Below are 25,909 nucleotides of genomic sequence, written 5' to 3'. Positions count from 1 at the left end.
ACCGGGCGCGGGCGGCCGGTGCGGCCCGCCGGATCACGCCCCGGTGCTGTACATCTCGTCGGCGGCGCCGTTGGCCGGCTGCGGTGCGCCCGACAGGTCCAGGGCGAACAGGGCGACCCCCAGCTGCTCGGCGCGCGCGGCGGCGTCGTCGGTGTAGCCCGCGAGCGAGAAGCAGGCGGAGTGGGCGGAGGCGCTCAGAGCGTGCAGCCAGAGGCATTCCACGTCCCGCAGGGGGGTCGGCCGGGACGACACGTCCACCTGCGCCACGAGACCGTCCGCGCGCAACGCGATGTCGGACGCGAGTTCCTGGTGCGGGGGTCCGATGCCGCGGAAGCCGAGCCAGGTCAGATACGCGCCCGCGGCGGTGACGGCGTCCTCGGCCTTCCGGATGGCCACCGGCCGGAACGCGGGGCGCGGACGTGTGGCGGTGCGCGGCAACGGGATGTGCGCGGGTCCCGGACCGGCGGGCGGCCCCTCGGGACGTACGGCCCCGAACGTCCCGGCGGTCGGCCCGCCGGGCTGCGGGCCAACCGACCCCGCGTCCCCGTCCCCGTCCCGGTCCCCGCCCGCGTTCCCCTCCGCCGCGGGCCGCCCCTCCGTGAAGAGGCCCGCGCCCAGCTGGTCCCCGCCGAGCGCGTCCGCGTCCGTGGGGAGACCGCGCTCCGTACCGTCCGTGGTCGTCGTCGTGTCCCCCGTGTCTGGCGTCCCCGCCTCCGGCCGGACCGGGATGCGGAGCAACATGCCGCAGGGGCAGCCGACTTCGGGCTGCGGCCAGTGGTCGCGCCGTCCGCAGGACGTGCAGCGGGCGACCACCCAGCCGTCCGCCCAGGACCGGTGCCGGGTAGCGGTGACGGGCGTGTCGGGCAGCACCGGCGGGGAGTTCGGCGCTCCGCACGGGCACGGGTAGGCCGGCAGCGCGCACGCGTGCTCCCTCCGGCAGACCGGACATCGCACCTGAACGGAATCCATCGCGCCGCCTCCTCCCGTCGAGCCCGCCCTCCCGCCGCCGCGCCGGCCGGACCGGGCATCGTCCGCACCCCCATGGTCCTCCCCGGCCGTGCCGGGCGTGGGCAGTTGGCCGATTTCCACCGCCGGTGGTCCCGACGGCTCCGTCCTGCGGGCGACCGGCGCCCCTCCCTTGACGCCCCCTCCGTCGAACCCTACGCTGATTCCACATAACAGAAGAAATATTCCACAATGCGGAATTGGTGCTCTCGGGTGGCGCGACAGAGCCCGAATCCACCACGTCCGAGCAGGAGCACTCATGCCTCGTATGACCGCTGCCCGCGCGGCAGTAGAGATCCTCAAGCGTGAAGGCGTCAGCCACGCGTTCGGTGTGCCGGGAGCGGCCATCAACCCCTTCTACGCCGCACTCAAGGCGGCCGGCGGGGTGCACCACACCCTCGCCCGGCACGTCGAGGGCGCCTCGCACATGGCCGAGGGGTACACGCGGGCCCGGCCCGGCAACATCGGTGTGTGCATCGGCACCTCCGGCCCCGCCGGCACCGACATGATCACCGGCCTCTACTCCGCCATCGCCGACTCGATCCCGATCCTCTGCATCACCGGCCAGGCCCCGACGTCCGTCCTGCACAAGGAGGACTTCCAGGCCGTCGACATCGCCTCCATCGCCCGCCCGGTGACCAAGGCCGCGACGACCGTCCTGGAGGCCGCCCAGGTGCCGGGCGTCTTCCAGCAGGCCTTCCACCTGATGCGCGGCGGGCGCCCGGGACCGGTCCTCATCGATCTCCCGATCGACGTGCAACTCACCGAGATCGAGTTCGACCCGGATCTGTACGAACCGATCCCGGTGCAGCGCCCGGCCGCCTCGCGGCGGCAGATCGAGCGCGCACTGGATCTGCTCGACGCCTCGGAGCGCCCCCTGATCGTGGCGGGCGGCGGCGTCATCAACGCGGACGCGTCCGCGCTGCTGGTCGAGTTCGCCGAGGTGACCGGAGTTCCGGTGATCCCGACCCTCATGGGCTGGGGCGCCATCGGTGACGAGCACGAACTGAACGCGGGCATGGTCGGCCTCCAGACCTCGCACCGCTACGGCAACGCCACGTTCCTGGAGTCCGATTTCGTCCTCGGCATCGGCAACCGCTGGGCCAACCGGCACACCGGGAAGCTGGACGTGTACCGGCAGGGGCGCACCTTCGTCCACATCGACATCGAACCCACCCAGCTCGGCCGGATCTTCGCCCCCGAGCTGGGCATCGTCTCCGATGCGGGCGCCGCGCTGGAGCTGCTGATCGAGGTGGCGCGGGAGCGGAAGGAGGCGGGCCGGCTCAAGGACCGCTCCGCGTGGGCCGCTTCCGCCCAGCACCGTCGGGCGACGCTCCAGCGCCGTACCCACTTCGACAACGTGCCGATCAAGCCCCAGCGCGTCTACGAGGAGATGAACCGCGCGTTCGGGCCCGAGACCCGCTACGTCACCACCATCGGCCTCTCGCAGATCGCGGGCGCCCAGATGCTGCACGTCCACCGGCCGCGCCACTGGATCAACTGCGGCCAGGCCGGTCCGCTCGGCTGGACCATCCCGGCCGCCCTCGGGGTGGCCTCCGCCGACCCGGAGGGCTCGGTCGTGGCGCTCTCCGGCGACTACGACTTCCAGTTCATGCTGGAGGAACTGGCCGTCGGCGCACAGCACCACATCCCGTACGTCCACGTGCTGGTCAACAACGCCTACCTGGGGCTGATCCGGCAGGCGCAGCGCAACTTCGACATCGACTTCCAGGTCAACCTGGAGTTCGAGAACATCAACGCCCCCGAGCTGGGCGTCTACGGCGTCGATCACGTCAAGGTCGTGGAGGGCCTCGGCTGCAAGGCGATCCGCGTCACCGACCCTGCGGAGCTGCTGCCCGCCTTCGAGCAGGCGAAGAAGCTGGCGGCGGAGCACCGGGTCCCGGTGGTCGTGGAGGCGATCCTGGAGCGGGTCACCAACATCTCGATGAGCGGCAGCGACATCGCCTCCGTCAACGAGTTCGAGGACCTCGCCACCGAACCGGGCCACGCCCCCACCGCGATCCGCCCGCTGGTCTGATCCGCCGCCACCCCGCACCCGTCGCGGTCCGGCCCCCTCACGAAGAGAGGGCCGGACCGCACGTGCGTTTCTCGCCGCGTCCGACGGGGAGCAGGAAGGTTCGGCGCCCCCGCCGTGCGCACGGACGCTTTCCGTACGGCGGGTGGCGGTTCCGGCAGGGGGGTGACTTCCGGGCCGGGCCTTCCCCGTCCCGGCGCCGGGGTCCGGTTGGGTCGGATCATGACTCTTCGACGTGTCACCACAGCACTGGCCGCGACCACCGCGGCCTTCGCGCTCGCCCTCACCGCTCCCGCCGCGGCCTTCGCCGCGACCGGGCCGCTCACGATCGACGCGACCACCCACCAGGACCCCGCGGACGGCTGCCTGAACGTCGGCGGGCCCGCCGCTCCCCGGCACTTCATCGCCAACGGCACGGACACCCCCGTCGTCCTCTACGCGGACACGGACTGCCAGGGGCGGCCCGTCGCGCTCGTACTGCCCGACGACGGCACGTTCACCGCCTTCGAGTCGGTGCGCATCGGCTACCCCGGCTGACCCGCACACGCCGGTGCCGCCGATCCTGGGAGACGGATCGGCGGCACCGGCGTGTGCGGGTCGTGGTGCGGCGTGGGCTCAGCCCTCGCGGAGTGCGCGGACGGCCTCCTCGACGCGGCGGCCGTACTCGGGGTCCGCGGCGTGGAAATGCGCGACGTTCTTCTGGACCACGTCGTCGCGGGTGACCTGGGAGAGGCCGCCCGCGATGGTGGCGATCAGGCGGTCCTTCTCGGCCGGCGACATCAGCCGGTACAGCTCGCCCGCCTGGAAGAAGTCGTCGTCCTTCGTGTGGGCCGGCGCCTCGTGCGTCCCGGTCCAGCCCTGCACGGCGACCGGCGCCGACAGCGGACGGCCCGTCTCGGCGGGGCCCGCGTACGAGTTGGGCTCGTAGTTCTTGTCGCGGCGACCGCCGTTGCGGGTGGCCATCAGGCCGTCGCGGCCGTAGTTGTCCACGGTGGCGTTCTTCGGCGCGTTGACCGGCAGGTGGGTGTGGTTGACGCCGAGGCGGTAGCGGTGCGCGTCGGCGTAGGCGAACAGACGGCCCTGGAGCATCTTGTCCGGCGACGGACCGATGCCCGGCACGAAGTTGTTCGGTGAGAAGGCGGCCTGCTCGACCTCGGCGAAGACGTTGTCCGGGTTCCGGTTCAGCACCAGCCGGCCGACCCGCCGCAGCGGGTAGTCGGCGTGCGGCCACACCTTGGTCAGGTCGAACGGGTTGAAGCGGTAGTCGGCGGCCTCGGCCACCGGCATCACCTGCACGTACAGCGTCCACGACGGGTACACGCCACGCTCGATCGCCTGAAGCAGGTCGGTCTGGTGCGAGGCGGCGTCCTTGCCCACGGTCTCGGCGGCCTGCTCGTTGGAGAGCGAGCGCACACCCTGGTTGGTCTCGAAGTGGTACTTCACCCAGAAGGCCTCGCCCTCGGCGTTGGTCCACTGGTAGGTGTGCGAGCCGAAGCCGTTCATGTGGCGGTACGAGGCGGGGATGCCCCGGTCGCCCATCAGCCAGGTGATCTGGTGGGTCGCCTCGGGGGAGTGCGCCCAGAAGTCCCAGACGTTGTCCGGTTCCTGGCGCCCGGTGAACGGGTCGCGCTTCTGCGAGTGGATGAAGTCGGGGAACTTCACCGGGTCCTTGATGAAGAAGACCGGGGTGTTGTTGCCGACCAGGTCGTAATTGCCCTCTTCGGTATAGAACTTGAGGGCGAAGCCGCGCGGGTCGCGGACGGCGTCCGCGCCGCCGAGCGAGTCGGCGACGGTCGAGAAGCGGATGAACGTCTCGGTGCGGCGGCCGACTTCGGACAGGAAGTGGGCGCGGGTCAGCCCGCTGACGTCGTCCGTCACCTCGAAGTAGCCGTACGCCCCCGAGCCGCGGGCGTGCACCACGCGCTCCGGGATGCGCTCACGGTTGAAACGGGCGAGCTTCTCCAGCAGGTGCTGGTCCTGGAGGAGGACCGGCCCGCCGACGCCGGCGGTGGCGGAGTTCTGGTTGTCGGCGACCGGGGCGCCTGACTCGGTCGTGAGCACACGCGTAGCCATATGTCGGAATGACCTTCCTCACTGGAGCTGCTGACGGCCCGGCGAGCGTAGGTTCGCCGGGAACGAAACGTCAACAGTTTGTTGAATTCGAAGAGTGGGGCGGTGGTGCGGTTGGATCCGGTCCGCGGGGGCGCCTGGGCGCGACAGGACAGGTGTCGGCGCCGCCGCGGACCGGGGTCGGTGGGGCCCTCGGCGAGGAGGGCCGGGATCAGACCTGCGCGCCGGAGAGGCGCTCGACGGCGCGGAGCAGGGCGGAGTGGTCGAGGCCGCCGTCGCCCTGGGCGCGCAGCGAGGCGATGAGCTGGGCGACCACCGCGCCGACCGGCAGCGCGGCGCCGACGTTGCGGGCGGCGTCCGTGACGATGCCCATGTCCTTGTGGTGCAGGTCGATGCGGAAGCCGGGCGCGAAGTCGCGGTCCAGGAAGTTGTCCCGCTTGCGGGCCAGCACCGTGGAGCCGGCCAGTCCGCCGCCCAGCACGTCGAGCGCGGCCGAGAGGTCGACGCCCGACTTCTCCAGGAAGACGACCGCCTCCGCGCACGCCTGGATGTTCACCGCGACGATGAGCTGGTTCGCGGCCTTCACCGTCTGGCCCGAGCCGTGCGGCCCGCAGAGCACGATGGTCTTGCCGAGCGCGTCGAACAGCGGGCGCGCCTCGTCGAAGTCGTCCCGGTCGCCGCCGACCATGATGGACAGGACCGCTTCCACGGCCCCGGCCTCGCCGCCCGACACGGGGGCGTCCAGCACCCGGACGCCCTGCTCGCGGCCCTTCTCGGCCAGGTCGACCGAGGTCTGCGGGGTGATCGAGGACATGTCGATCAGCAGCGCGCCCCGCCTGGCGTGCGCCAGGATGCCGTCGGGGCCGTACGCCACGGCCTCGACCTGCGGGGACGCCGGGACCATCGTGACGATGACGTCGGCGTCGGCGACCGCTTCCGCGATCGACCCGGCCCCGGACCCTCCCGCGGCGACCAGCCGGTCGACCTTGTCGCGTTCCAGGGTGTAACCGGTGACGTCGTATCCGGCCTTGACCAGGTTCTCGGACATGGGCGACCCCATGATGCCGAGCCCGATCCAGGCGACCTTGGGGAGGTTGTTGCTCATGGGGATGCCTTCCTCGGACGGTGTACGGGACGCGGTGCGGCGACCGCGGTACGGCTGCGGGTACGGGCGTGGTCAGGCGCGCGGGCGGGACGCGTCCCGCGCGTCGGCCGGCAGCCAGCCGAACGCCTCGGCGCTCGGGCGGTCGCCCGGCTTGTACTCCAGGCCCACATGGCCGGTGTAGCCCGCCGCGGTCAGCTCGTCGAGCAGCCGTTCCAGCGGCAGCGAGCCGGTGCCGGGCGCGCCGCGCCCGGGATTGTCGGCGATCTGCACGTGACCCGTCCTGGCGGTGTAGCTCTTGATCGCCTGGCTCAGGTCCTCGCCGTTCATCGACAGGTGGTAAAGGTCCATCAGGAAAAGGGCGTTGGTGAGTCCGGTCGCCTCGTTGACGCGGTCGGCCACCTCGACCCCGGCCGGTGCGCTCACCAGCGGGTAGCGCGGTGACTCCGGCGCGTTGAGGGTCTCGATCAGCAGGTCCGCGCCGATCGAGGCCGCCGCGCGGGCGGCCAGGACGAGGTTCTCCAGGGCGAGTTCGTCCTGGACGGCCGGGTCCACCCCGGCGACCCGGTTGCCGTACAGCGCGTTGAGCGCCCGGCATCCGGTGGCGTCGGCGAACTCGGTGGCCACGTCGATGTTGGCGCGGAAGCGTTTCGACTCGTCTCCCGGTACCGACAGGGCGCCCCGGTCGGGGCCCGGCAGTTCGCCGGCGTAGAAGTTGAGCCCCACCAGCCGGGTGCCGGCGTCGTCCAACGCGCGCCGCAGCGCGTCGAGTTCGGCCGCCGGAGGGGTGGGTGTGGAGATCCACGGCCACCACAGCTCCACCGCGGTGAAACCGGCTGCGGCCGCGGCCGCGGGCCGTTCCAGCAGGGGGAGTTCGGTGAAGAGGATCGAGAGGTTCACATCGAAGCGCTGGTCCGGGTAGCCCATGAGGGTTCGGCGCTCCTTCCGTATAGCGGAAGTTTGTTTCTGCCTAATGGAAGACTGCACGGGATGCGGGGAGGCTGTCAAGAGGCGGACTCCGACCGTGCGTCCCGCGGCCCCCGTTCGGGAGGGGTGCGGCCCGGCCGGTGGCGGCCCGTTCGGCCGCCGGACCGGGCGGGGCGCCGCGTTACAGTCGTGCCGGACCGCCGGGGCCGCACCCCCGGCGAGGAGACCAGGGAGGCACCGTGCGTTTGAGGGTGGAATTCACCACCGAGCCCTTCGATCTCGACGAGGCGCCCGCCCACGCCGTGGTGGCCCGCGAGGTCATCCAGGGCGCCGACCTCGACGCGGTCGACGTCGGTCCCTTCGGCAACACCGCGGACGGCGGCGCCGAGGCCGTGCTGAGCGCGGTGGACGCCCTGCTGCGCCGGTCGCTCGCCGCCGGCGCCACCCGGGTGTCGCTCCAGGTCAATGTCCTGGGGGAGGGTGACCGGTGACCGCTGCGCCCGACCACCCGCTGGCCGAGGCCGTCAAACCGCTCGTGGACGCCATGGGGGCGGAGCTCCTCCGGGTCGGCGACGCGCTCCCCGAGGACGTGGTGCTCGCCTGGGAGGGGGAGGACGTCATAGCCGTGCGGCTGCCCCGCCTCTCCGCGTCGCTCGACCACATCCTGGCCGCGATGGAGCGGACCCACGGGATGCCGCTCGCCGAGCTGGACCGCCGCACCAAGCAGTCCGTCGTCCGCACGCTGGAGGCGCGCGGCGCCTTCACCGTGCGCCACGGGGTGGAGACCGTGGCGGCGGCCCTCGGGGTCAGCCGCTTCACCGTCTACAACTACCTGAACCGGGCCTGATCCCCCTCCCGACCGGTGTGCCCCGTGCCCCCGGCGCGAGGAAAGCGCCCCCGCGGCGGCGCAGTTGGACGACAGTTCGCGGAGCCGTCGCCGGAGACTCCGGCGGCGGCTTTTCCCGTACCCGAGATTTCAACAAAGTGTTGACGTGGTGTTGCGGAGGGCGTTAGCTATCGGCAGCCCGAACGACGCACCAGCGAAGATCAGCCACGGAGGCTCCCGTGACTTCGAGCTCCACACCGGGCCTCGCCCGGTTCAACACCCTCGCGGACGAAGACGCCGCCACCGCGTTGCACGAGGTCTGTGCCAGCGCGGCCTGGGGGGCCGCCCTGCGGGAAGGCCGCCCGTACCCCACCGCCGACGCCCTCCTCGAGGCGAGCGACACCGCCACGGCGGCGCTCACCGCGGACGACCTGGCCGAAGCGATGGCCGGCCACCCGCCGATCGGACGCCCCAAGGAGGGCGACCCGGTCTCCTCGCGCGAACAGCGCGGCATGGCCGGAGCCTCCGAGGACCTCAAGGCCGAGATGCTCGAACTGAACCTGGCCTACCAGGAACGGTTCGGCCACGTCTTCCTGATCTGCGCGACCGGCGCCACGGGCGAGCAGATGCGCGACGCGCTGATCGCCCGGACCGGGAACACGCCCGAACGGGAGCGCGCGATCGTGCGCACCGAACTGGGCAAGATCAACCGTATCCGGCTGACCCGCCTCGTGACCGAAGGAGCGTGACGGTCCTGAGTACCGACACCACCGCCTCGGTGTCCACCCACATCCTGGACACCAGCATCGGACGCCCCGCGGCCTCCGTCCCCGTCACCCTCGCCGCCCGCGGCGGCGCGGACGCGCCGTGGACGGAGCTCGGCGGCTCGGCCACCGACGCGGACGGCCGCTGCAAGGATCTGCCGGCCCTGCCGGAAGGCACCACCCACGTACGCCTCGACTTCGACACCGAGGCCTACTTCTCCACCCGTTCCAGCCAGCAAGCCGGCGCGCGGCAGGATGCCCCCCGCTTCAGGGACAGCGGTGTGTTCTTCCCGGAGGTGGCGATCACGTTCGCCGTCCGGCCGGGCGAGCACTATCACGTACCGCTGCTGCTCAACCCGTTCGGCTACTCCGTTTACCGAGGGAGCTAGCACCGACATGCCCACGATTCTCGGCCAGAACCAGTACGGCAAAGCAGAGAACCGCGTCGTCAAGATCACGCGGGACGGCGACACCCACCACATCAAGGACCTCAACGTCTCCGTCGCCCTCTCCGGCGACATGGACGAGGTGCACTACTCCGGATCGAACGCCAACGTCCTGCCGACCGACACCACCAAGAACACGGTGTTCGCGTTCGCCAAGGAACACGGCATCGAGTCGGCCGAGCAGTTCGGCATCCACCTCGCCCGGCACTTCGTGACCTCCCAGGAACCGATCAAGACCGCCCGGATCCGGATCGAGGAGTACGCCTGGGAGCGCATCGCCGCCTCCGACGCCAACGCGAAGTTCATCGGCGCGGACGACGTCCAGCACTCCTTCGTGCGCAAGGGACAGGAGACCCGCACCACCCAGATCACCTACGACGGCGAGTCGTGGGAGGTCATCTCCGGCCTCAAGGACCTCACGGTCATGAACTCGACCAACTCCGAGTTCTGGGGCTACGTCAAGGACAAGTACACGACGCTGAAGGAGGCGTACGACCGCATCCTGGCCACCGACGTCTCCGCCCGCTGGCGGTACAACTGGACCAGCGACGAACAGCCCGTGCCGCACTGGGAGAAGTCCTACGAGCAGGCCCGCACGCACATGCTGCACGCGTTCGCCGAGACGTACTCGCTCTCCCTCCAGCAGACCCTGTACCAGATGGGCTCGCGGATCATCGAGAGCCGCAGCGAGATCGACGAGATCCGGTTCTCGCTGCCCAACAACCACCACTTCCTGGTGGACCTCGAACCGTTCGGCCTGAAGAACGACCCCGCCGAGGGCGAGGCCGTCTACTTCGCGGCGGACCGCCCCTACGGTCTGATCGAGGCCACCGTGCTGCGGGACGGCGTCCAGCCGCGTATCCCGGTCGACCTCACCAACCTCTGATCCGCCCCGGGCCGGCCCACCCGGCCGGCCCGGCCCTCGGACCTCTCCACCACTCGGCACCCACAGCCGGCCATGACGCTGTGGCACTCAATGTCTTACCGGGTCCTGCCGTGCCCGCCCCGCGACAGAGAGAAGGAAGCACCATGGCAGCTGCGGCAGCAGACATCCGGCGCATCGTGATCGAGAACTGCGCGATCGCGACCGTCGACGCCCAGGACACCGAGTACGCCGACGGCCACGTCGTCGTCGCCGGCAATCGCATCGAGTCCGTCGGCGCGGGCAAGGCGCCGGAGAACCTGACCGGCGTGGTCCGGCGGATCGACGGCACCGGCCACCTCGTCACCCCCGGTCTCGTCAACACCCACCACCACTACTACCAGTGGATCACCCGGGGTCTCGCCACCGACCACAACCTCTTCGACTGGCTCGTCGCGCTCTATCCCACCTGGGCCCGCATCGACGAGCCCATGGTCCGCGCCGCCGCACAGGGCTCGCTCGCCATGATGGCGCGCGGCGGCGTCACCACGGCGATGGACCACCACTACGTCTACCCGCGCGGCTCCGGCGACCTCTCCGGCGCCATCATCGGCGCCGCCCGCGACATGGGCGTGCGCTTCACCCTCGCCCGCGGCTCCATGGACCGCAGCGAGAAGGACGGCGGCCTGCCGCCCGACTTCGCCGTGGAGACCCTCGACGGAGCGCTCGCCGCCACCGCCGAGACCGTGGACACCCACCACGACCCCTCCTTCGACGCGATGACCCAGATCGCGGTCGCCCCCTGCTCGCCCTTCTCCGTCTCCACCGAACTCCTCACGCAGGGAGCTGAGTTGGCGAGAGCGAAGGGGGTGCGTCTGCACACCCACGGTTCGGAGACCGTCGAGGAGGAGCAGTTCTGCAAGGAGCTGTTCGGGATGGGCCCCACCGACTACTTCGCCTCCACCGGCTGGCTCGGCGAGGACGTGTGGATGGCGCACTGCGTCCACATGAACGACTCCGACATCGCCGCCTTCGCCCGGACCGGCACCGGGGTCGCGCACTGCCCGTCCTCCAACGCCCGCCTCGCCGCGGGCATCGCCCGCGTACCCGACATGCTGGCGGCCGGGGTGCCGGTCGGACTCGGCGTCGACGGCACCGCGTCCAACGAGTCCGGCGAACTGCACACCGAACTCCGCAACGCCCTCCTCATCAACCGCCTCGGATCCCACCGCCACCAGGCACTGACGGCACGTCAGGCCCTGCGCCTCGGTACCTACGGCGGGGCCCAGGTCCTGGGCCGCGCGAGCCAGATCGGATCGCTGGAGCCCGGGAAGCTCGCCGACCTGGTGCTCTGGAGGATGGACACCCTCGCCCACGCCTCCATCGCCGACCCGGTCACCGCCCTGATATTCGGCGCCGCCGCCCCCGTCACCCTGTCCCTCGTGGACGGCAAGCCGGTCGTCGAGGACACCCACCTGACCACCGTGGACGAGGACGCCATCGCCGTCGCCACGCGTGACGAGGCCAGACGCCTCGCGCGGATCGCCGCCGGAGCCTGACCGCCCGGCGGCCCCGCCCCCGTACCGGCCGGCCGAGGGGGACGGCCCTCGGCCGGCCTCCGGTACACGTTCCCCGCCCCACCCCCGCCCCCGCCTCACCCCCGCCCCCACCCCACGCCCGCACACGCGAACGCCGGCCACCGTCGGCACCCGCACCGTGCGGGTGCCGGTGACCGGCGCGCCCGCCCGCCGCCGTACGTCTCCGCCGTACGACCGCCACTCCTTCCGTCGGGCCGTCGTCGCACCACGGGCCGTGACCGGAACACGACATCCGGGGCCCCGGACCCACCCGGCCGGAGCACCGGAATCCGCCCGGCCGCCGCTGCCGCCCGCCGACGCCCGGTCTCCGTCAACAGCCGTGCTTAACAACGGAGTTGACCCTCGACAGCCGACCACTCCGCCCCCCCCGCAAGCCGCACCCGCAGCCTGTCCGGGCCCGCAAGCCGCTCCACCGTTGAGCACCGCATCACCCTCGCAGAACCGCACCACCTCCCTGACACCCGCTCGTCGCCGATGACGCGTAACCGACCGGAGGACCCGCCGTGGCCGCCGAACACAGGTTTTCCACCCCCGATGTCGCTGGAACGGAACCGGAGGGACCGCAACCGGACCATCCGTGCGACGAGAAGCTGCCCCCCTTCAAGCTGTTCACCAGCGGTCTCCAGCACGTCGCCGCCATGTACGCCGGCGTGGTCGCCCCGCCCATGATCGTGGGACCCGCCGTCGGTCTGAGCGTCAAGGAGACCGCCTTCCTGATGGGCGCGAGCCTCTTCACGGCAGGCATCGCCACCCTCCTCCAGACCCTCGGCTTCTGGCGCATCGGCGCCCGCCTGCCGTTCGTCAACGGCGTCTCCTTCGCGGGCGTCACCCCGATGGTCGCCATCGGCAAGGACCGCGGCCACGACGGGATCGCGGTCATCTTCGGCGCGATCATCGTCGCGGGACTGCTCGGATTCGTCCTCGCGCCCTACTTCGGCAAGCTGGTCCGCTTCTTCCCACCGGTGGTCACCGGCACCGTCATCACCCTGATCGGCGTCTCGCTGCTCCCCGTCGCCTTCAACTGGTCCCAGGGCGGCAACGCCACGGCCGACGACTACGGTTCCACCACCAACATCGGCATCGCGGCGGCCACCCTGCTGATCGTGCTGACGCTGCGCAAGGTGCTGCGGGGCTTCCTCCAGCAGATCGCCATCCTGCTGGGGCTGGTCATCGGCACGCTGATCTCGATACCCGCCGGCATCACCGATTTCGGCGCCCTCGGCGACGCCGACCTCGTCGGCTTCCCCACCCCGTTCCACTTCGGCGCACCGCAGTTCGAGGTCGCCGCGATCGTGTCGATGTGCATCGTGATGCTGGTCTGCATGACCGAGTCCACCGCCGACATGCTGGCCCTCGGCAAGATAGTCGGCCGTCCCGCCGACGCCCGGACCATCGAGGGCGGCCTGCGCGCCGACACCCTCGGCAGCGCGATCAGCCCGCTGTTCAACGGTTTCATGTGCAGCGCCTTCGCCCAGAACATCGGGCTGGTGGCGATGACCAAGGTACGCAGCCGGTTCGTCGTCGCGGCGGGCGGTGTCATCCTGCTCGTCCTCGGCCTGGTGCCCGTCGCCGCGTCCGTGATCGCCCTGGTACCGCTGCCGGTGCTCGGCGGGGCGGGCATCGTGCTCTTCGGCTCGGTCGCCGCCAGCGGCATCCAGACCCTCGCCACCGCCGCGCTGGAGAAGGGCGAGAACGCCCTCATCGTGGCCGCCGCCGTCGGCGTCGGCCTCATACCGATCGCCGCCCCCGACTTCTACCACGCCTTCCCGGACGACCTGCTCGTCGTCCTCGACTCCGGCATCTCCACCGGGTGCGTGGTCGCGATCGTCCTCAACCTCGCCTTCAACCACATCGGCCGGACCGCGCAGGGTGTCGAGGGCTCGGACGACCCGCCGCCGCAGGAACTCGCCGAGCCGCACCCCGCCCCGGCCGCGGCGCACTGACGGCCGACGCCCGAGCCCACTCGTCGCCGGTCCCGGTCCACCGGGGCCGGGCGGCGGGCGTGTGACAACGCCGCCGCCGCGAACCACTGAGCACCCCGCGAGGGCGGTACGGCTGCCGGTCCAGGGCTCAGGCGGTACGGGCCAGGGCGAGCCGGACCAAGGCCCCGTTGTCCGCCACCGGTTCGCCGTCCGGGCCGGTGAGGGTGTCCTCCAGTCCGACGCGGGTCTCCAGGCCGAGGGCGAGGGCCCGGTCGAGCACGGGCCAGGTGGCCGCACCCTCGCCGTGCAGCAGAACCGGGGGAGTGGAGCCTGCCCGCCGCAACAGGCCCAGGATCCGGTCCGCCCGGACCAGCGCCTCCGCGGGCGGCAGGTCGATCAGCTCCACGAGCACGCGCGTGCAGCTGTCCGCGCGGGGGCCGTCCAGCAGGGCCCGCGCGTCGCGCTCCGACCAGACCCCGGCCTCCACCCCGACGTCCATCTCCGCAAGGACGCCGGTCAGGTCCTCGAATCCGTCCTCGCTCAGGTTGACGGAGGCGAAGTCGGGCAGGTCCCGAGCGCCGGCCCACCGCGCCACCGTCCGTCCGCGGAGGGCTGCGTCGCCGCCGCACATCCACAGACCGGTCGACACCCCGACCGGAAGGCCGGGACAGGTCCGGCGCACCGCGCGGACCGCAGGCTCCACCCACCGGACGTCCAGGCTCTCGCGGCCCTCCCCGTCCCGGGGGTGCAGGTGCACGCTGCCGGCCCCGTTCGCCGCCGCCGAGCGGGCGGCGGCGGCCAGCTCCCGCGGAGTGAGCGGCACGGCCGGATGGTCCGCCGTACCGCGGCTGCCGTTGAGGCAGGCCTGCACGGGTGGGTGCTCGGGGGACATCGGTTCCCGCCTCCTCTTCGCCCGTCTTCTCGTCGAGGACGCGCTTTCGCCGACCATGCGCGCCGGGCGGCGTGGACCGACGGGCCGACGGGGACCCACGGGCGGACGGGCCGGCCTGCCGGGACACGGTCACCCTGCCGAACCGGTCCGCCGCCGTCCGCCGCCATCCTACGGAGAAGGGGCCGTGCGATCCGCCCGGCCGTGCGGGCGGTCAGTCGATCCGGTAGCTGTCCCCGTACACCTTCCAGACCAGGGGCGGATCGAGCCGGAGATTGCCCCGGTCGAGGAAGACCCGCTGGGCGGTGTCCACCCTGCTGGTGTCGGAGTGCGCCTCCTCCTCCCGCATCGCCACGACGCGGGAGTCGAGGAAGGCGTGCAGGTACGCCACCTCGTCGCCGCCGCGCGACGGCGGCTCGGCGGTGGTCAGCGCGCGCCTCCTGATCGCGCCGAAGGAGGCGCTGTCGTCACCCCCGCCGTGCATGACGAGGGCGTCGTAGTACGCGAACTGGCCGAGCGTGCCGAGGCCGTCGGCCTTGCCCTGCCGGACGGCCGGACCGAAGTACACCCGGTCCCGCTCTTCGTCCTGCGCCCGCCGGAAGACGGCATCGGCGGCGGCGCGCTTCCACGCGGCGGGGTAGCCGGGGTCGAGGCCCTCGTGCGAGTCCGTGCCGTCGACCGCGCGCAGCGCCGGGAGGTAGCCCGCCAGCTCGTTGCCGGGCTTGCGCTCCGTGTACAGCTCGACCAGCCCGAGCATGTCGCCGGTGCCGGAGCAGAAGCCGATGATGCCGGCGGTGTAGCCGCGGCCGTCGCCGATGTCCTCGATGTAGGAGTACTGGCTCTTCCAGTCCAGCGTGGAGTTCTCCGCGCTGGACACCAGCCGCATGGCGATGTCCTTCTTCTCCGGGTCGTCCAGTCCGGTCATGGCTCTCTCCTCGTGGTCGGGCGCGCCGGCCGTCCCGCCGACCGCCGTTCCGCCCGGACGCCCCGGCACGGAGACGCCCGGGGTCATGGTGCCCTCCCAGGACTCCCGCGACTCCCAGGACTCCGGCGCCTCCGGGGCCCGCGCCGGAACCGCCGGAAAACCCCTGGCGGCCCCGACGCCCGCTCCGGCGGCTCCTGTGCACGGTGCCGCCGCGACCAGTAACAGCCCGGCCACCGCTGCGGTCACCGCCCGCGCCGGGCGGACGGACGGGACGGTTCGACCACGGGAATGCTGCACCGGTCCTCCGAAGGGATGCGCCTGCCGGACTGCTGTCGGTACGAGCTCCTATCAGGGCGGTGCGTGTCCCGGCGCGCTCCCTCGCCGCCGGGCGAGGCGTCGTCGCCCGGCCGGATGAGCCCTTACTGGCTTTCCGGGAGTGCGAGGAGGTGGTCGACGAAAGCCTGGTAGGCACCGGGCGACCGGTAGTCCGACGTCAGCTTCTGCTCCTTGCTCCGCAGCTCGGGGGCGAGGTCGGTCTTCATCAGGTAGTCGCGCAGATGCTGCCCGCCGATCCAGCGGCCGAGGTCCTTGGTGGCGGAGGCCCGGTCGCTGAAAGCCCCCATCTTGTCTTCCTGTTGCATGTTCTTCAGCGCTGCCGCCGCAGCCTTGAACTGGGGCTGTCCGGGGCCCTGGGTCCCCCGCCGGTCGTAGTCCCGGCTGACGGCGGCGATGCTGTCGATGTCCGGCTGCCCGACCTTGGCGCCGGCGTACAGCGACTGCCGGAACGCCTTGCTCTGCTCCATGCCGATGCTCTCGTACATGATGGTCTTGCCGGCCGACAGTGCCTCGGACGTGCTCTGGTTGCCGGTCGTCATCACGATCGGCTCGCTCGCCTTGATCAGCGTCAGCATGTCGTCGTGCGGGACCCGGTCGGTGAGGATCCAGTGCATCGTCTTGCCGGCGCCGCCGGTCTCCTGGACCGTGATCGTCGGCGCCGGGCTCTGCGAGGACAGCTCCACCAGCCGGACCCTGGCCACCCCGAGCCCCGCGAGGTCCTGCTTGACGGTGGCGTCGAGTGCGGGCATCCGGGTGGGCGAGGACTGGACGACGTGCACGTCGTCGGCGTTGCCGCTCTCGACCTCGGCCACGGTGAGCGCGAACCGCATCGCGCTCTTGTTGGAGTAGGCGAAGTACAGCCGGGACGTGGCGGCGGTGGCGAAATCCTTCGCCGCCTGCTCCTGGTCTTCCGGGAAGAGCGCGGTCAGCAGCTCCTTGGACTTCAGCGCCTGGAGGTTCTCCAGTCGGGCCGCCCGCTTGTTGCCCTCGCCCGCGATGCCGTCCTGCTCCTGCTTGTACGCGCGCAGGCCGGCGTCGAAGGTGATGCCGACCTCTCCCGCGCCGAGTCCGGTGGTGTGGCCCGCCCCGGTGGCGCCCGGCGGCAGGGACTCCTTCTTGGAGTACTCGGTCATCGCGGAGACCGTGCTGCCCCACTGGCCGACGGTCTTCTGGAAGTTCTTCGTCGCGGCGAGCTGCGGGGCGACGATCGTGTGGGTGGGCCCCTGGCCGGCATCGAGCCGCGGAGCGCCGGGAACGGCGCCGTCCAGCACGGTGAACGGGTGACCGGATTCCGTGAACACGCCCGGCTGCTTCTTGTAGGCCGCCTCGGCGGTCAGCAGTGCGATGTCGTTCTGGTTCTGCTCGGTCCGGGGGAAGTTCTCACGCAGCGCGTCGGCGGTCTTGACCCCGAGCATCAGGTCGCCCTTGCCCTGGGCCTCGTGGGTGAAGACGGCGATGGGCGCCCGGCCGGTCCACTCCAGGCAGCTGTACAGCTGGTCGATGAGGTGCGGCATGACCTGGTTCTTGTTGGCGATGTTCACGGATTGGGCCATGTGCTGGAACACCGTTGCGTTCAACTGGCTCGCGCCCCGCGGGCGCAGGTACTGACGCGGAGTGGCTCGCTCCCTCTCCAGTTCCTCCCGGGCCCGAGCGGAGTTCTTCGCGAAGTCGTCCACCGGGACCTGCTCGGCGACCCCCTTCTCCCGCGCTTCGACCGGCGCCGGAGGCACGGTGGTGCGGGGCTGCGGTACGGGGGCCGACGTCGAGGGGACCTGCTGCGGGGCAGCCGCGGAGCCCGACCGCGGTCCCGCCCCGCTGAGACCGGTCGGTTTAGGCCTCGGCGCCGGTCGCGGAGGGCGGGCCGGGGTGGTCGCGGCCGAGGTGGTTGCGGCAGGGGTGGACGCGGTCGGGGCGGTGATCCCGGAGGCGACCGCCGGGGCCGGCGTCCCGCCGGACTGTAGCGGTGACTGGAGCCCCAGCGCCGACGCGAGGCCGTCGAGGGTGTCGTAGGCCGTCGTTCCCCTACGCGCCTTGTCGACCTCACTCCACTTCGGCGCCGACCCCGGGACGTGCGCCTTCAGCTCCTGCATCGCGTCAGCGGTGTTGTAGTTGCTCAAGTCGCCCTCGAAGACCCGCTGTACGGGGGGCGGCGTCGCGGAGTTCCCACCGCCCGGCGCCGGGGGCGCGCCGGTGCCCGGGAGGCCGCCTCTCGGGGCGGGGCCGCTCATCACCCGGCGGGCGTTGGCCTCCGCCTCCCGCTCGAACCGGTCGGCGGGGTCCGACACCCGCAGCCCCGCACCGTTGTCGGCGCCGGCCACCGGCCCCTTCCGCTGCTGGATGACGTGCGTCAACTCGTGCGCCAGGGTGTGCTTGTCGGCGCCTCCCTCGCCGACGACCACATGGCTGCCCGAGGTGTAGGCGCGGGCGCCGACCTCGGCCGCGGACGCCTTCGCGGCGCCGTCGGTGTGGATGCGGACGTCGGAGAAGTCCGCCCCGAGGCGGGATTCCATGTCCGTCCGGGTGGCGTCGTCCAGGGGCCGGCCGGGGGCGCGCAGCACGTCGTGCACGGGGGAGCGCTGCACGGCGGGCTCCACGGTGCCCCGGTCGCCGCCTCCGTCACCGTGCCCGTGTTCCTCCTGGGCCCCGGGATGGCCGGCCTGCCGGAGCATCTGGACCACGGCCGCGTTGCCCACCGTGCTTTGCAGCGCCGACAGCCCCGGTGCCACCGACCCGCCGTGTCGCCGCGCGGCGGACGGAGCTTCTCGCCGCGGGGCGGGTGCCCGGTCCGGCTCTCTCTCTTCGCCCGCTCTGTCGCTGCGTTGCGTCCGCACTGAGTCCCATCCCCATGGTCGGCGTTGCCAGCTTCCTTGATACAGGCGGCAGCGGTGTACGGAGAAGGCCGCAAGGGCAGACCTGGGCGCGTGACCGGGCAACGACGGGTGGCTTTGTCGCCGGGAACGTGCTCCGGTCGGGCAGCCGCCGTAAGCCCGCGTGCGGGGGTGCCGGAAGAGCCGCTGCGACGAGGGGCGTCAGGACCGTGCCGGCGCATGGGGCCGGCGGTCCGGACCGGATCGTCCGCGCACCCCTCGGTCGTCCCTCAGCGCTCATCGCCGTCGATGCGGTACGACTCTCCGTACACCTTCCAGCGCAGTGGCGTCTCCAACTGGAGACGGCCCTCGCGCACGAAGACGCGCTGCTCGGTCTCCACCCGGCTGGTGTCGGTGTGCGAGGGCTCCTTGCGGATGGCGGCGACCCGGGCGTCCAGGAACGCGTCGAGGTACTCCTCCTCGTCGCCCCCGTCGGCCGGAGTGTCGGCGGATTCGAGGGCCTGCCGCCGGATCGTGCGGAACCCGACCGTGCCCTCGGTGTCGCCCGCGCCGTGCATGACGTAGGCGTCGTAGTAGACGAACTGGCCGAGCGCGCTCAGCCCGTCGTCCTTGGCGCGTGCGACCGCCGGGTCGAAATAGGTCTCGTCCAGCTCCGCGTCCTGCGCCGCGCGGAATCTCCCGTCCTTCGCGGCCGTGGCCCACGCCCTGGTGAAGGGGGTGCCGAGCCCGGCGTGCGAATCGGTTCCGTCGACCTCGCGCAGGGCGGGCAGGAAACGTTCCAGCGGATTGCCGGGTCGCGCTTCGGCGTACCTCTCCACGACGGAGAGCAGGTCGCTGGTGCCGGAGCAGAAGCCGATGATGCCGGCGGTGTAGCCGCGGCCGTCGCCGATGTCCTCGATGTAGGAGTACTGGTCCTTCCAGTCCAGCGTGGAGTTCTCCGCGCTGGAGACGAGCTGCATGGCGATCCGTTTCTTTGCCGGATCGTCCAGCCCCTTCTCCGGCGCGTCGGACGTCCTGTCCGGGCCGGAGCAACCGCTCAGCAGTACGGCGGTCAGGGCGAGGACCGCGCAGGCGGGGCGGATCATGGTGCGTTTCACGGCCCAAGCCTGCCAGGCGGAGGCGTGGCGTCCGGAGGCGGTGCCGCCGCTGTAGCGTCAGGGGTATGGAAGATCAGTCTGTTGTGGATGTCGGCGATGTGCGGCTGGCGTACCGGACCTGGGGAGACCCGTTCGGCTCGCCGGTGGTCCTGCTGCACGGTCTCGGCGGTTCCGCCGCCGACTGGGAGGCCGCCGGCAGCCTGCTCGGCGCCGAGTGGCGGGTGTATGGCCTCGACCTGCGCGGCCACGGCGAGAGCGACTGGCCCGACGAGTACGTGCTGGAGGACATGCGCGAGGACGTCGTCGGTTTCCTCGACGCCTGCGAGCTGGACCGCGTCGGGCTGGTCGGGCACGGCATGGGCGGGGCGGTCGCCCTGCTGGTGGCCGAGGAGCACGCCGACCGCGTCGAGCGCCTGGTCCTGGTCGAGACGCCCGCGCCCTATCCCGGAGACGTCGGCCCGGCGGGACGGCCCGAGGGGCCGGTGGACTACGACGAGAACGCCGTCCCGGTGGTCCGCGCCCAACTGACCGAGCCCGACGCCGCATGGGCGGACAGCCTCGGCGAGATCGTGTCGCCCACCCTGATCATCTCCGGCGGCCCCGCCAGCAGAATGCCGCAGGACCGCCTCCCCGACCTGGCCTCGCAGATCCCGGACTGCCGCCTGATCACCGTCCCCGGCGGCCACCACGTCCACCGGACCCACGCCGACCAGGTGGCCCACGAGATCACCGAGTTCTTCACGAGCTGACCCGTCGCCCCGCCCGGTCACGCCGGTGGTGGCTCCCGCCGCCGGTCCGGGACGGACGCCGGCGCGTCCCGGCCGGGCGACGCCCCGGCGGAACCCGGCGCGCCGGCGCCCCTCCCGGCCTGCTGGCGTTCGAACCCGCCGTGGAAGTCGTCGCGGGGGCGGCGCACCGCCCGCGCGACGGTCAGGCGGCGCCCGTGACCACCCCGATCGCCGTCGTGGCGACCATCACCGTCAGCGCGGTCCGGGCGGCGTCGATGACACGGCGGACGGCCGGCGCGGCCCACTGCCCCTCGGCCAGCTCCGCCATCCGGGACTCCACCGCCCGCGCGTCGCCGTCCGGGAAGGCCGGCTTGCGCAGCTTCGCGCCGTGCAGCAGGGCCACCAGTGCGGCCGTCCGGCCCCGGCGCGTCCGGCTCACCCGGCTCGGCACGTGCGGGCCCGGAGCGGGTGGCCGGGAGATGCGCCAGGCGGGAGGCGACGCAACACCCCGGCCGCCCCGGGCGGTTCACCCCGACGGGCGGAACGCCCTCATCGCCTCCGTGTCCGTCGCGCGGGCCCGCAGGAAGTAGTCGGCCCAGGCGGCGGCGTCCGGGTAACCGGACTCGTGGACGACGCGGTCCACCGCGGCGTCGGTGTCGAACTCCGTGCGCCGCAGTTCCACCCCGGGCCCCAGGAGCGCCCAGTGCGCGCCCGGCCGCCCGTACGGCATGCCGACGCTGCCCGGGTTGACCACCATGCGACCGTGGGCGAGACGGGCGAACGGCATGTGGGTGTGGCCCAACACCAGGGTGCCGATGCGCTCGTTCAGGTCCGCCAGCACCTCCGCCCAGCGCTCCGGGGGCGAGTCCACGAGGACCACCTCCTCGTCGTCGCGCGGGGTGGCGTGGCAGAAGACCACCTGCCCCAGTCCGCGTACCGGCAGGGAGAGGGAGGCCGGCAGGCCGGCGAGCAGGTCGAGGTGGTCCGCGCGGAGCCGGTCGGCCGCCCAGAGGGCGATCGGATCGGGGATCGTGTCCCGTGCGCCCTTGCGGTACTCCACCAGTTCGCGGTCGGCGTTGCCGCCGATCCACAGCACCCGCTCACCGAGCCCGGTCAGCAGGTCAAGCACCTCGGCGGGCTGGGGCCCGGCGGCGATGTCCCCCGTGACCACCAGGTGGTCGGCGGCCCGCACGTCGGGTTCCGCCAGCACCGCCTCCAGCGCGGGCAGCACTCCGTGGATGTCGGACAGGACGGCCAGTCGCTTCAGCATGATCACCACTGTGCGGCACGTGGCGCGTCCCGGCCAGAGGGCCCCGGCCCGACGCGGCGGTGCGCGGGCAGCCGAACTCCCGTCGCACACCGGCACATTGCGGAACGTTCCGCGCCCGCCCCTTGTCGGCGGGGCGCCCGGCATGCCATACAGGTCTGGACCAATGCTCCCGGACGGAAGGCATCACCGTGCAACGGCCCCCCACGCACGTCACGTTGGCCTGCGCCGCCGCGCTCCTGCTCACCCCGATCGCCACCGCCTGCGGCGGCCCGGCCGGCGCCCACGCCGACACCCGGAAACCGACCGTCCCCCGCGACGTCACGGCCCAGGCGGGCAGCGCCACCTCCGTCCACGTCATGTGGGACGCGGCCACGGACGACAAGGCGGTCACCGCGTACGAGATCTACCGCGCGACGGCCGCGGCCGACGGCACCACCGCGGCCACGCCCGCCCCCGCCGCCAAGGTGAAGACGATCCCCGGCTCCAAGCACATGACCGACGTCGAAGGGCTCACCGCGTCCACCGCCTACACCTTCACCGTCCGGGCCCGCGACGCGGCCGGCAACCTCTCCGCGCCCTCCGCCGCCGTCACCGCCACCACCCCCGACGCCCCGCGCGACGACCGCGCCGCGCCCACCGCGCCCACCGCCCCCAGGGCCACCGGCGTCGGCCCCCGCACGGCCACCCTCACCTGGGGCCGGTCCACGGACGACGTCGGCGTGACGGCGTACGACGTGTACCAGGAGGACGTCCGCATCCACAGCGTGCCCGGCACGCGGACCACCGCGACCCTGGCCGGACTGCGCCCCGGCACCGTCTACTCCTTCACGGTCCGGGCCCGCGACGCCGCCGACACCTCCTCCCCGGACAGCGCCGTACTCGACGTCACCACCGAGTCCGCCACCGGAGCGCCCGCCGCCACCGCCCCCACCGGCCTGCGCACCACCGTCCGCGCGGAAGGCGGCGCGTTCGTCGTCGGCCTGAGCTGGGACCAGCCCGAGACCGGCGGCACGATCCCCGCGTACGAGCTGTACCTCGACGGGAAGCCGACCACCACCATCGTCTGGGGCGGCACCCCTCCGAAGGGACGCGCCGGCTACGAACTCACCCTCACCGAACCTGCGGGCGCCCGGCACTCGGTCAAACTGCGCGCCAAGCTGCCGGACGGCACCTGGGGCGACTTCTCCGCACAGCGCACGGTGGAACTGAAGGGCTGACCGCCCGGCGGGCGCACCCGCGCGCCCTGTGATCCCGTGGACCTCCGGAACCTCGTACGACGAGCGCACCAGAGGAACAGGGGACCGCAGATGGAACTGAGCGAGCGGGTGGACGGCCTGATGGACGGCCTCGTCGCGGACCTGGAACGGCTGACGGCCATCCCGTCCATCGCGTTCCCCGGCTTCCCGGCCGAGCCCGTCCAGCAGGCCCACGACCTCGTCGTCGAACTGCTGCACGGAGCCGGCGTCCAGCGGGTCGAGCGGCTCGACCTGCCCGGCACCGCGCCGGTCATCGTGGCCGAGGTCCCACCCCCCACCCCCGACGCGCCCACCGTTCTGCTCTACGGCCACTACGACGTCCAGCCGCCCGGCGACGAGAGCCTCTGGCTCTCCCCGCCGTTCGAGCCGACCCCCGTCGAGGGCGGCCTGCGCGCCCGGGGCGTCGCCGACGACAAGGCGAACGTCCTCGTCCACCTGGGCGTCCTGCGGGCGTACGGGGGCGTCCCGCCGGTCGGACTCACGATCGTGCTGGAGGGCCAGGAGGAGTACGGCAGCGCCTTCGACGACCATCCGCCCACCGACCCCGCCCGGTTCGCCTGCGACGCCATGGTCGTCGCCGACCTCGGCAACCTACGCCCCGGCAGTCCCACCCTCACCACCGGGCTGCGCGGCGCCGCCGAGGTCGTGGTCGAGGTCCGCACCCTCGCCGAACCCCGACACAGCGGCGAGTTCGGCGGCGCTGCCCCCGACGCGCTGCTCGCCCTGCTCAAGGCGCTCGCCACCCTCCACGACGTGCACGGGGACGTGGCCGTCGAAGGGCTGCGCCGCGACGCGTGGACGGGCGCCGGCTACACCGAGGACGAGTTCCGCGCCCTGGCCGGCGTCGAGGACGGCGTCCCCCTCATCGGCTCCGGCAGCCTCGGCGAGCGGCTGTGCAGCGGACCCGCGATCACCGTCGTCGGCATCGACGCCCCGAGCGTCGACCACGCCGCCTCGGCCGTCGTCCCCTACGCCCGCGCCAAGCTCAATCTGCGGTTCCACCCGGAGCAGGACCCGAGGCGGGCCCAAGACCTGCTGGTCACCCATCTGGAGTCACTCCGTCCGTTCGGCATCGCGCTGACCGTCACCCCCGGCGACACCGGCCCCGGATTCGAACCCGCGACCGACGGGCCCGCCTACCGGGCGGCGCTCGTCGCGCTGCGCGAAGGCTGGGGGAGCGAACCCTCGTACGTGGCGAGCGGCGGCTCCATCCCCCTCGTCAACGGCCTCGCCCGTGCGGCGCCGGACGCCGAGGTGCTGCTCTTCGGCGCGCAGGACAGCATGTGCAACCTGCACGCGCCCAACGAGCGGGTGCTCTTCTCCGAACTGCGGTCGGCGGTGATCGCCGAAGCGGCCTTCCTGCGGGAGTTCGCCGCCTCCCACCGGAAGGGAGACGCCGCGTGAGCACCCGAGCCCCCGGCGCGGAGCGCCAGGAGGAGCCGCCGGCCAGGAAGAAGTTCACCTTCCCCAGCGCCCTGACCGTCCTCGCCCTGGTCACCCTCGCCGTCTGGGCGCTCGCCTTCCTCATCCCGTCGGGGGCGTACGACCGCGACGCGGACGGCTCGCCGGTGCAGGGCACGTACCACCGCGTCGACTCCGGGCAGACCTTCGTCGACCGCCTCGACGACCTGTTCCTGTCACCGGTGAACGGCCTGTACGGCGTCCAGGACGAGAAGACCGGCGTGGTCGGGCCCGACATGGCCGGCGAACTCTACGGCAGCGCCGGGGTGTTCCTCTTCGTCATCGCGATCGGCGCGTTCATCACCGTCGTCTTCGCCACCGGCGCCCTCGACACCGGCATCGGCCGCCTCGCCCACCGCCTGCGCCACCGGGGCGCGTTGCTCATCGTCGGCATCATGCTGGTCTTCTCGCTGCTCGGCACGGTCGAGGGCTTCGCGGAGGAGACCCTCGGCTTCTACGGCCTGATCGTCCCGCTGATGCTCGCCCTCGGCTACGACCGCATGGTGGCCACCGGGACCATCATCCTCGGCGCGGGCATCGGCGTGCTCTGCTCCACCGTCAACCCGTTCGCCACCGGCGTCGCCTCATCGGCGGCCGACATCTCGCTCGGCGACGGCATCGTGCTGCGCGGGGCGATGTGGATCGTGCTCACGGCCGTCACCATCGCCTACGTCGTGCGGTACGCGTCCCGGGTCCGCAGGAACCCCGAACGGTCCCTCTCCGGCTTCCTCCCCGGCGACCGCGACCAGGCCGAGGCGGAGGCCGAGGCGCGGGAACCCGCCCCGCTGACCGGCCTGCACAAGCTCGTGCTGGTCCTGGTCGGACTGACCTTCGCCTTCATGATCTTCTCCGTGGTGCCGTGGTCCAGCGCGATCACCGGCGACGCCGACGCCACCCCGTACGGCTTGGAACTCGGCTGGTCCTTCCCGCAGCTCGCCGCCCTCTTCCTGGTGGCGGCGGTCCTCGTCGGCGTCGTCGCCCGCTTCGGCGAGCAGAAGCTCAGCGCCACGATCGTCCAGGGCGCCGCCGACTTCATCTCGCCCGCGCTGGTCATCGTGCTGGCGCGCGGCGTCACCGTCATCATGAACAACTCGCAGATCACCGACACGGTGCTGCACTCCATCGAGGGCGCGGTCTCCGGGACGTCCTCGGCGTTCTTCGCCTTCATCGTCTTCGTGGTCAACCTTCCGCTGGCCTTCCTCATCCCCTCCACCTCCGGCCACGCCACCCTCGCCATGCCGATCCTCGCCCCGCTCGCCGACTTCGCGGGCGTCTCCCGCGCGGTGGTCGTCACGGCCTGGCAGGCGGCCAGCGGCTGGATGAACCTCTGGGTCCCGACCACGGCCGTCACCATCGGCGGGGTCGCCCTGGCGAAGGTCGGCTACAACACCTACCTCCGCTTCGTCTGGCCGCTGCTCGCCCTCCTCTTCGTCCTCATCGGCGGCTTCGTGGCGCTGGGAGCGGTGTGGACGTGAGCGCGTGACGTGCGGCGGGTGCGGGAGGGGGGAGCGCCGCGCGTACCGGCGCGTACAGGCGGACGCCCTGGAACGCGGGCGCCCGCC

23 protein-coding genes are annotated in these 25,909 nt (G+C 72.4%); 13 read left to right on the top strand and 10 right to left on the bottom strand.

Going from position 1 to position 25,909, the window contains the following annotated elements; translation table 11 throughout:
• Positions 1 to 33: 33 nt before the first annotated feature.
• On the bottom strand, positions 34 to 870 hold the full coding sequence (locus tag Q0994_RS26180) for a hypothetical protein (protein WP_299538970.1): 837 nt from the start codon (positions 868 to 870) through the stop codon (positions 34 to 36).
• A gap of 394 nt (positions 871 to 1,264) precedes the next feature.
• Between Q0994_RS26180 and gcl the strand changes: the two genes are divergently transcribed.
• A complete protein-coding gene (gcl, locus tag Q0994_RS26175) occupies positions 1,265 to 3,043 on the top strand; it encodes a glyoxylate carboligase (RefSeq protein WP_299538968.1) in 1,779 nt (592 codons plus the stop codon).
• 219 nt (positions 3,044 to 3,262) lie between these two features.
• Positions 3,263 to 3,577, top strand: a complete 315-nt coding sequence (locus Q0994_RS26170) for a hypothetical protein (RefSeq protein ID WP_299538966.1) — start codon at positions 3,263 to 3,265, stop codon at positions 3,575 to 3,577.
• 78 nt (positions 3,578 to 3,655) lie between these two features.
• Here the strand turns inward: Q0994_RS26170 and Q0994_RS26165 are convergent, their stop codons facing one another.
• The 3 genes from Q0994_RS26165 to Q0994_RS26155 all read right to left on the bottom strand — a co-directional run bounded on the left by Q0994_RS26165 (position 3,656) and on the right by Q0994_RS26155 (position 7,139).
• Positions 3,656 to 5,113, bottom strand: coding sequence for a catalase (locus Q0994_RS26165; protein WP_299538964.1), 1,458 nt, complete (start codon positions 5,111 to 5,113; stop codon positions 3,656 to 3,658).
• A 208-nt stretch (positions 5,114 to 5,321) separates the two neighbouring features.
• Positions 5,322 to 6,215 carry a 2-hydroxy-3-oxopropionate reductase gene (locus tag Q0994_RS26160; RefSeq protein ID WP_299538961.1) on the bottom strand — a complete coding sequence of 298 codons (894 nt, stop codon included), beginning with the start codon at positions 6,213 to 6,215 and terminating at the stop codon, positions 5,322 to 5,324.
• Between the two features lie 72 nt (positions 6,216 to 6,287).
• The gene (locus tag Q0994_RS26155) at positions 6,288 to 7,139 is read right to left on the bottom strand and encodes a TIM barrel protein (protein ID WP_299538959.1); all 852 of its coding nucleotides are present in this window, start codon (positions 7,137 to 7,139) and stop codon (positions 6,288 to 6,290) included.
• 239 nt (positions 7,140 to 7,378) lie between these two features.
• On the opposite strand from Q0994_RS26155, the gene Q0994_RS26150 reads away from it, so the two are divergent.
• From Q0994_RS26150 to Q0994_RS26120, 7 genes are all read left to right on the top strand, one after another.
• The gene (locus Q0994_RS26150; protein WP_299538957.1) at positions 7,379 to 7,630 is read left to right on the top strand and encodes a hypothetical protein; all 252 of its coding nucleotides are present in this window, start codon (positions 7,379 to 7,381) and stop codon (positions 7,628 to 7,630) included.
• A complete protein-coding gene (locus Q0994_RS26145; RefSeq protein ID WP_299538955.1) occupies positions 7,627 to 7,986 on the top strand; it encodes a helix-turn-helix domain-containing protein in 360 nt (119 codons plus the stop codon). The genes Q0994_RS26150 and Q0994_RS26145 overlap by 4 nt, the downstream gene beginning before the upstream one ends.
• 218 nt (positions 7,987 to 8,204) lie before the next feature.
• Positions 8,205 to 8,714, top strand: coding sequence for a 2-oxo-4-hydroxy-4-carboxy-5-ureidoimidazoline decarboxylase (uraD, locus tag Q0994_RS26140; RefSeq protein WP_299538953.1), 510 nt, complete (start codon positions 8,205 to 8,207; stop codon positions 8,712 to 8,714).
• Between the two features lie 5 nt (positions 8,715 to 8,719).
• Positions 8,720 to 9,118 (top strand): hydroxyisourate hydrolase, encoded by a 399-nt coding sequence (gene uraH, locus Q0994_RS26135; protein ID WP_299539077.1) that lies wholly within the window; start codon positions 8,720 to 8,722, stop codon positions 9,116 to 9,118.
• 7 nt (positions 9,119 to 9,125) lie between these two features.
• Positions 9,126 to 10,061 (top strand): factor-independent urate hydroxylase, encoded by a 936-nt coding sequence (gene pucL / locus Q0994_RS26130; protein ID WP_299538951.1) that lies wholly within the window; start codon positions 9,126 to 9,128, stop codon positions 10,059 to 10,061.
• 143 nt (positions 10,062 to 10,204) lie between these two features.
• Positions 10,205 to 11,596, top strand: coding sequence for an 8-oxoguanine deaminase (locus Q0994_RS26125; RefSeq protein ID WP_299538949.1), 1,392 nt, complete (start codon positions 10,205 to 10,207; stop codon positions 11,594 to 11,596).
• 629 nt (positions 11,597 to 12,225) lie between these two features.
• Positions 12,226 to 13,578 carry a nucleobase:cation symporter-2 family protein gene (locus tag Q0994_RS26120; protein ID WP_299539075.1) on the top strand — a complete coding sequence of 451 codons (1,353 nt, stop codon included), beginning with the start codon at positions 12,226 to 12,228 and terminating at the stop codon, positions 13,576 to 13,578.
• A gap of 127 nt (positions 13,579 to 13,705) precedes the next feature.
• Here Q0994_RS26120 and Q0994_RS26115 read toward each other — a convergent pair whose 3' ends face one another.
• From Q0994_RS26115 to Q0994_RS26100, 4 genes are all read right to left on the bottom strand, one after another.
• Positions 13,706 to 14,449, bottom strand: a complete 744-nt coding sequence (locus Q0994_RS26115) for a 3-keto-5-aminohexanoate cleavage protein (RefSeq protein WP_299538946.1) — start codon at positions 14,447 to 14,449, stop codon at positions 13,706 to 13,708.
• Positions 14,450 to 14,660: 211 nt separating this feature from the next.
• Positions 14,661 to 15,458 carry a chitosanase gene (locus Q0994_RS26110; protein ID WP_299538944.1) on the bottom strand — a complete coding sequence of 266 codons (798 nt, stop codon included), beginning with the start codon at positions 15,456 to 15,458 and terminating at the stop codon, positions 14,661 to 14,663.
• A 332-nt stretch (positions 15,459 to 15,790) separates the two neighbouring features.
• Positions 15,791 to 18,376, bottom strand: a complete 2,586-nt coding sequence (locus Q0994_RS26105; protein ID WP_299539073.1) for a DUF4157 domain-containing protein — start codon at positions 18,374 to 18,376, stop codon at positions 15,791 to 15,793.
• 428 nt (positions 18,377 to 18,804) lie between these two features.
• A complete protein-coding gene (locus tag Q0994_RS26100; RefSeq protein WP_299539070.1) occupies positions 18,805 to 19,620 on the bottom strand; it encodes a chitosanase in 816 nt (271 codons plus the stop codon).
• A gap of 77 nt (positions 19,621 to 19,697) precedes the next feature.
• Between Q0994_RS26100 and Q0994_RS26095 the strand changes: the two genes are divergently transcribed.
• Positions 19,698 to 20,381, top strand: coding sequence for an alpha/beta fold hydrolase (locus Q0994_RS26095; RefSeq protein WP_299538943.1), 684 nt, complete (start codon positions 19,698 to 19,700; stop codon positions 20,379 to 20,381).
• Positions 20,382 to 20,562: 181 nt separating this feature from the next.
• Here Q0994_RS26095 and Q0994_RS26090 read toward each other — a convergent pair whose 3' ends face one another.
• Both Q0994_RS26090 and Q0994_RS26085 read right to left on the bottom strand, forming a co-directional pair.
• Positions 20,563 to 20,799, bottom strand: a complete 237-nt coding sequence (locus Q0994_RS26090) for a GPP34 family phosphoprotein (RefSeq protein ID WP_299538941.1) — start codon at positions 20,797 to 20,799, stop codon at positions 20,563 to 20,565.
• Between the two features lie 87 nt (positions 20,800 to 20,886).
• Entirely contained in the window at positions 20,887 to 21,630 is a 744-nt protein-coding gene (locus Q0994_RS26085) for a metallophosphoesterase (RefSeq protein WP_299538939.1), read from the bottom strand.
• Between the two features lie 188 nt (positions 21,631 to 21,818).
• On the opposite strand from Q0994_RS26085, the gene Q0994_RS26080 reads away from it, so the two are divergent.
• The 3 genes from Q0994_RS26080 (at position 21,819) to Q0994_RS26070 (ending at position 25,822) form a co-directional block, all read left to right on the top strand.
• Positions 21,819 to 22,847 (top strand): fibronectin type III domain-containing protein, encoded by a 1,029-nt coding sequence (locus Q0994_RS26080; protein ID WP_299538937.1) that lies wholly within the window; start codon positions 21,819 to 21,821, stop codon positions 22,845 to 22,847.
• A gap of 90 nt (positions 22,848 to 22,937) precedes the next feature.
• Positions 22,938 to 24,290 (top strand): M20/M25/M40 family metallo-hydrolase, encoded by a 1,353-nt coding sequence (locus Q0994_RS26075; RefSeq protein ID WP_299538935.1) that lies wholly within the window; start codon positions 22,938 to 22,940, stop codon positions 24,288 to 24,290.
• On the top strand, positions 24,287 to 25,822 hold the full coding sequence (locus Q0994_RS26070; RefSeq protein ID WP_299538933.1) for a YfcC family protein: 1,536 nt from the start codon (positions 24,287 to 24,289) through the stop codon (positions 25,820 to 25,822). Before Q0994_RS26075 ends, Q0994_RS26070 begins: the two co-directional genes overlap by 4 nt.
• The last annotated feature ends 87 nt before the right edge of the window (positions 25,823 to 25,909 follow it).

It is taken from the genome of uncultured Streptomyces sp., from assembly GCF_947488945.1.
Lineage (GTDB): Bacteria > Actinomycetota > Actinomycetes > Streptomycetales > Streptomycetaceae > Streptomyces.
This window is presented reverse-complemented; position numbering and strand designations above follow the sequence as displayed.

Excerpts from the sequence above, each read along its gene's own strand:
- gcl (WP_299538968.1), top strand. The coding sequence starts at position 1,265 with ATGCCTCGTATGACCGCTGCCCGCGCGGCAGTAGAGATCCTCAAGCGT.
- Q0994_RS26170 (WP_299538966.1), top strand. The coding sequence starts at position 3,263 with ATGACTCTTCGACGTGTCACCACAGCACTGGCCGCGACCACCGCGGCC.
- Q0994_RS26165 (WP_299538964.1), bottom strand. The coding sequence starts at position 5,113 with ATGGCTACGCGTGTGCTCACGACCGAGTCAGGCGCCCCGGTCGCCGAC.
- Q0994_RS26160 (WP_299538961.1), bottom strand. The coding sequence starts at position 6,215 with ATGAGCAACAACCTCCCCAAGGTCGCCTGGATCGGGCTCGGCATCATG.
- Q0994_RS26155 (WP_299538959.1), bottom strand. The coding sequence starts at position 7,139 with ATGGGCTACCCGGACCAGCGCTTCGATGTGAACCTCTCGATCCTCTTC.
- pucL (WP_299538951.1), top strand. The coding sequence starts at position 9,126 with ATGCCCACGATTCTCGGCCAGAACCAGTACGGCAAAGCAGAGAACCGC.
- Q0994_RS26125 (WP_299538949.1), top strand. The coding sequence starts at position 10,205 with ATGGCAGCTGCGGCAGCAGACATCCGGCGCATCGTGATCGAGAACTGC.
- Q0994_RS26115 (WP_299538946.1), bottom strand. The coding sequence starts at position 14,449 with ATGTCCCCCGAGCACCCACCCGTGCAGGCCTGCCTCAACGGCAGCCGC.
- Q0994_RS26110 (WP_299538944.1), bottom strand. The coding sequence starts at position 15,458 with ATGACCCCGGGCGTCTCCGTGCCGGGGCGTCCGGGCGGAACGGCGGTC.
- Q0994_RS26105 (WP_299539073.1), bottom strand. The coding sequence starts at position 18,376 with ATGCTCCGGCAGGCCGGCCATCCCGGGGCCCAGGAGGAACACGGGCAC.
- Q0994_RS26100 (WP_299539070.1), bottom strand. The coding sequence starts at position 19,620 with ATGATCCGCCCCGCCTGCGCGGTCCTCGCCCTGACCGCCGTACTGCTG.
- Q0994_RS26095 (WP_299538943.1), top strand. The coding sequence starts at position 19,698 with ATGGAAGATCAGTCTGTTGTGGATGTCGGCGATGTGCGGCTGGCGTAC.
- Q0994_RS26085 (WP_299538939.1), bottom strand. The coding sequence starts at position 21,630 with ATGCTGAAGCGACTGGCCGTCCTGTCCGACATCCACGGAGTGCTGCCC.
- Q0994_RS26075 (WP_299538935.1), top strand. The coding sequence starts at position 22,938 with ATGGAACTGAGCGAGCGGGTGGACGGCCTGATGGACGGCCTCGTCGCG.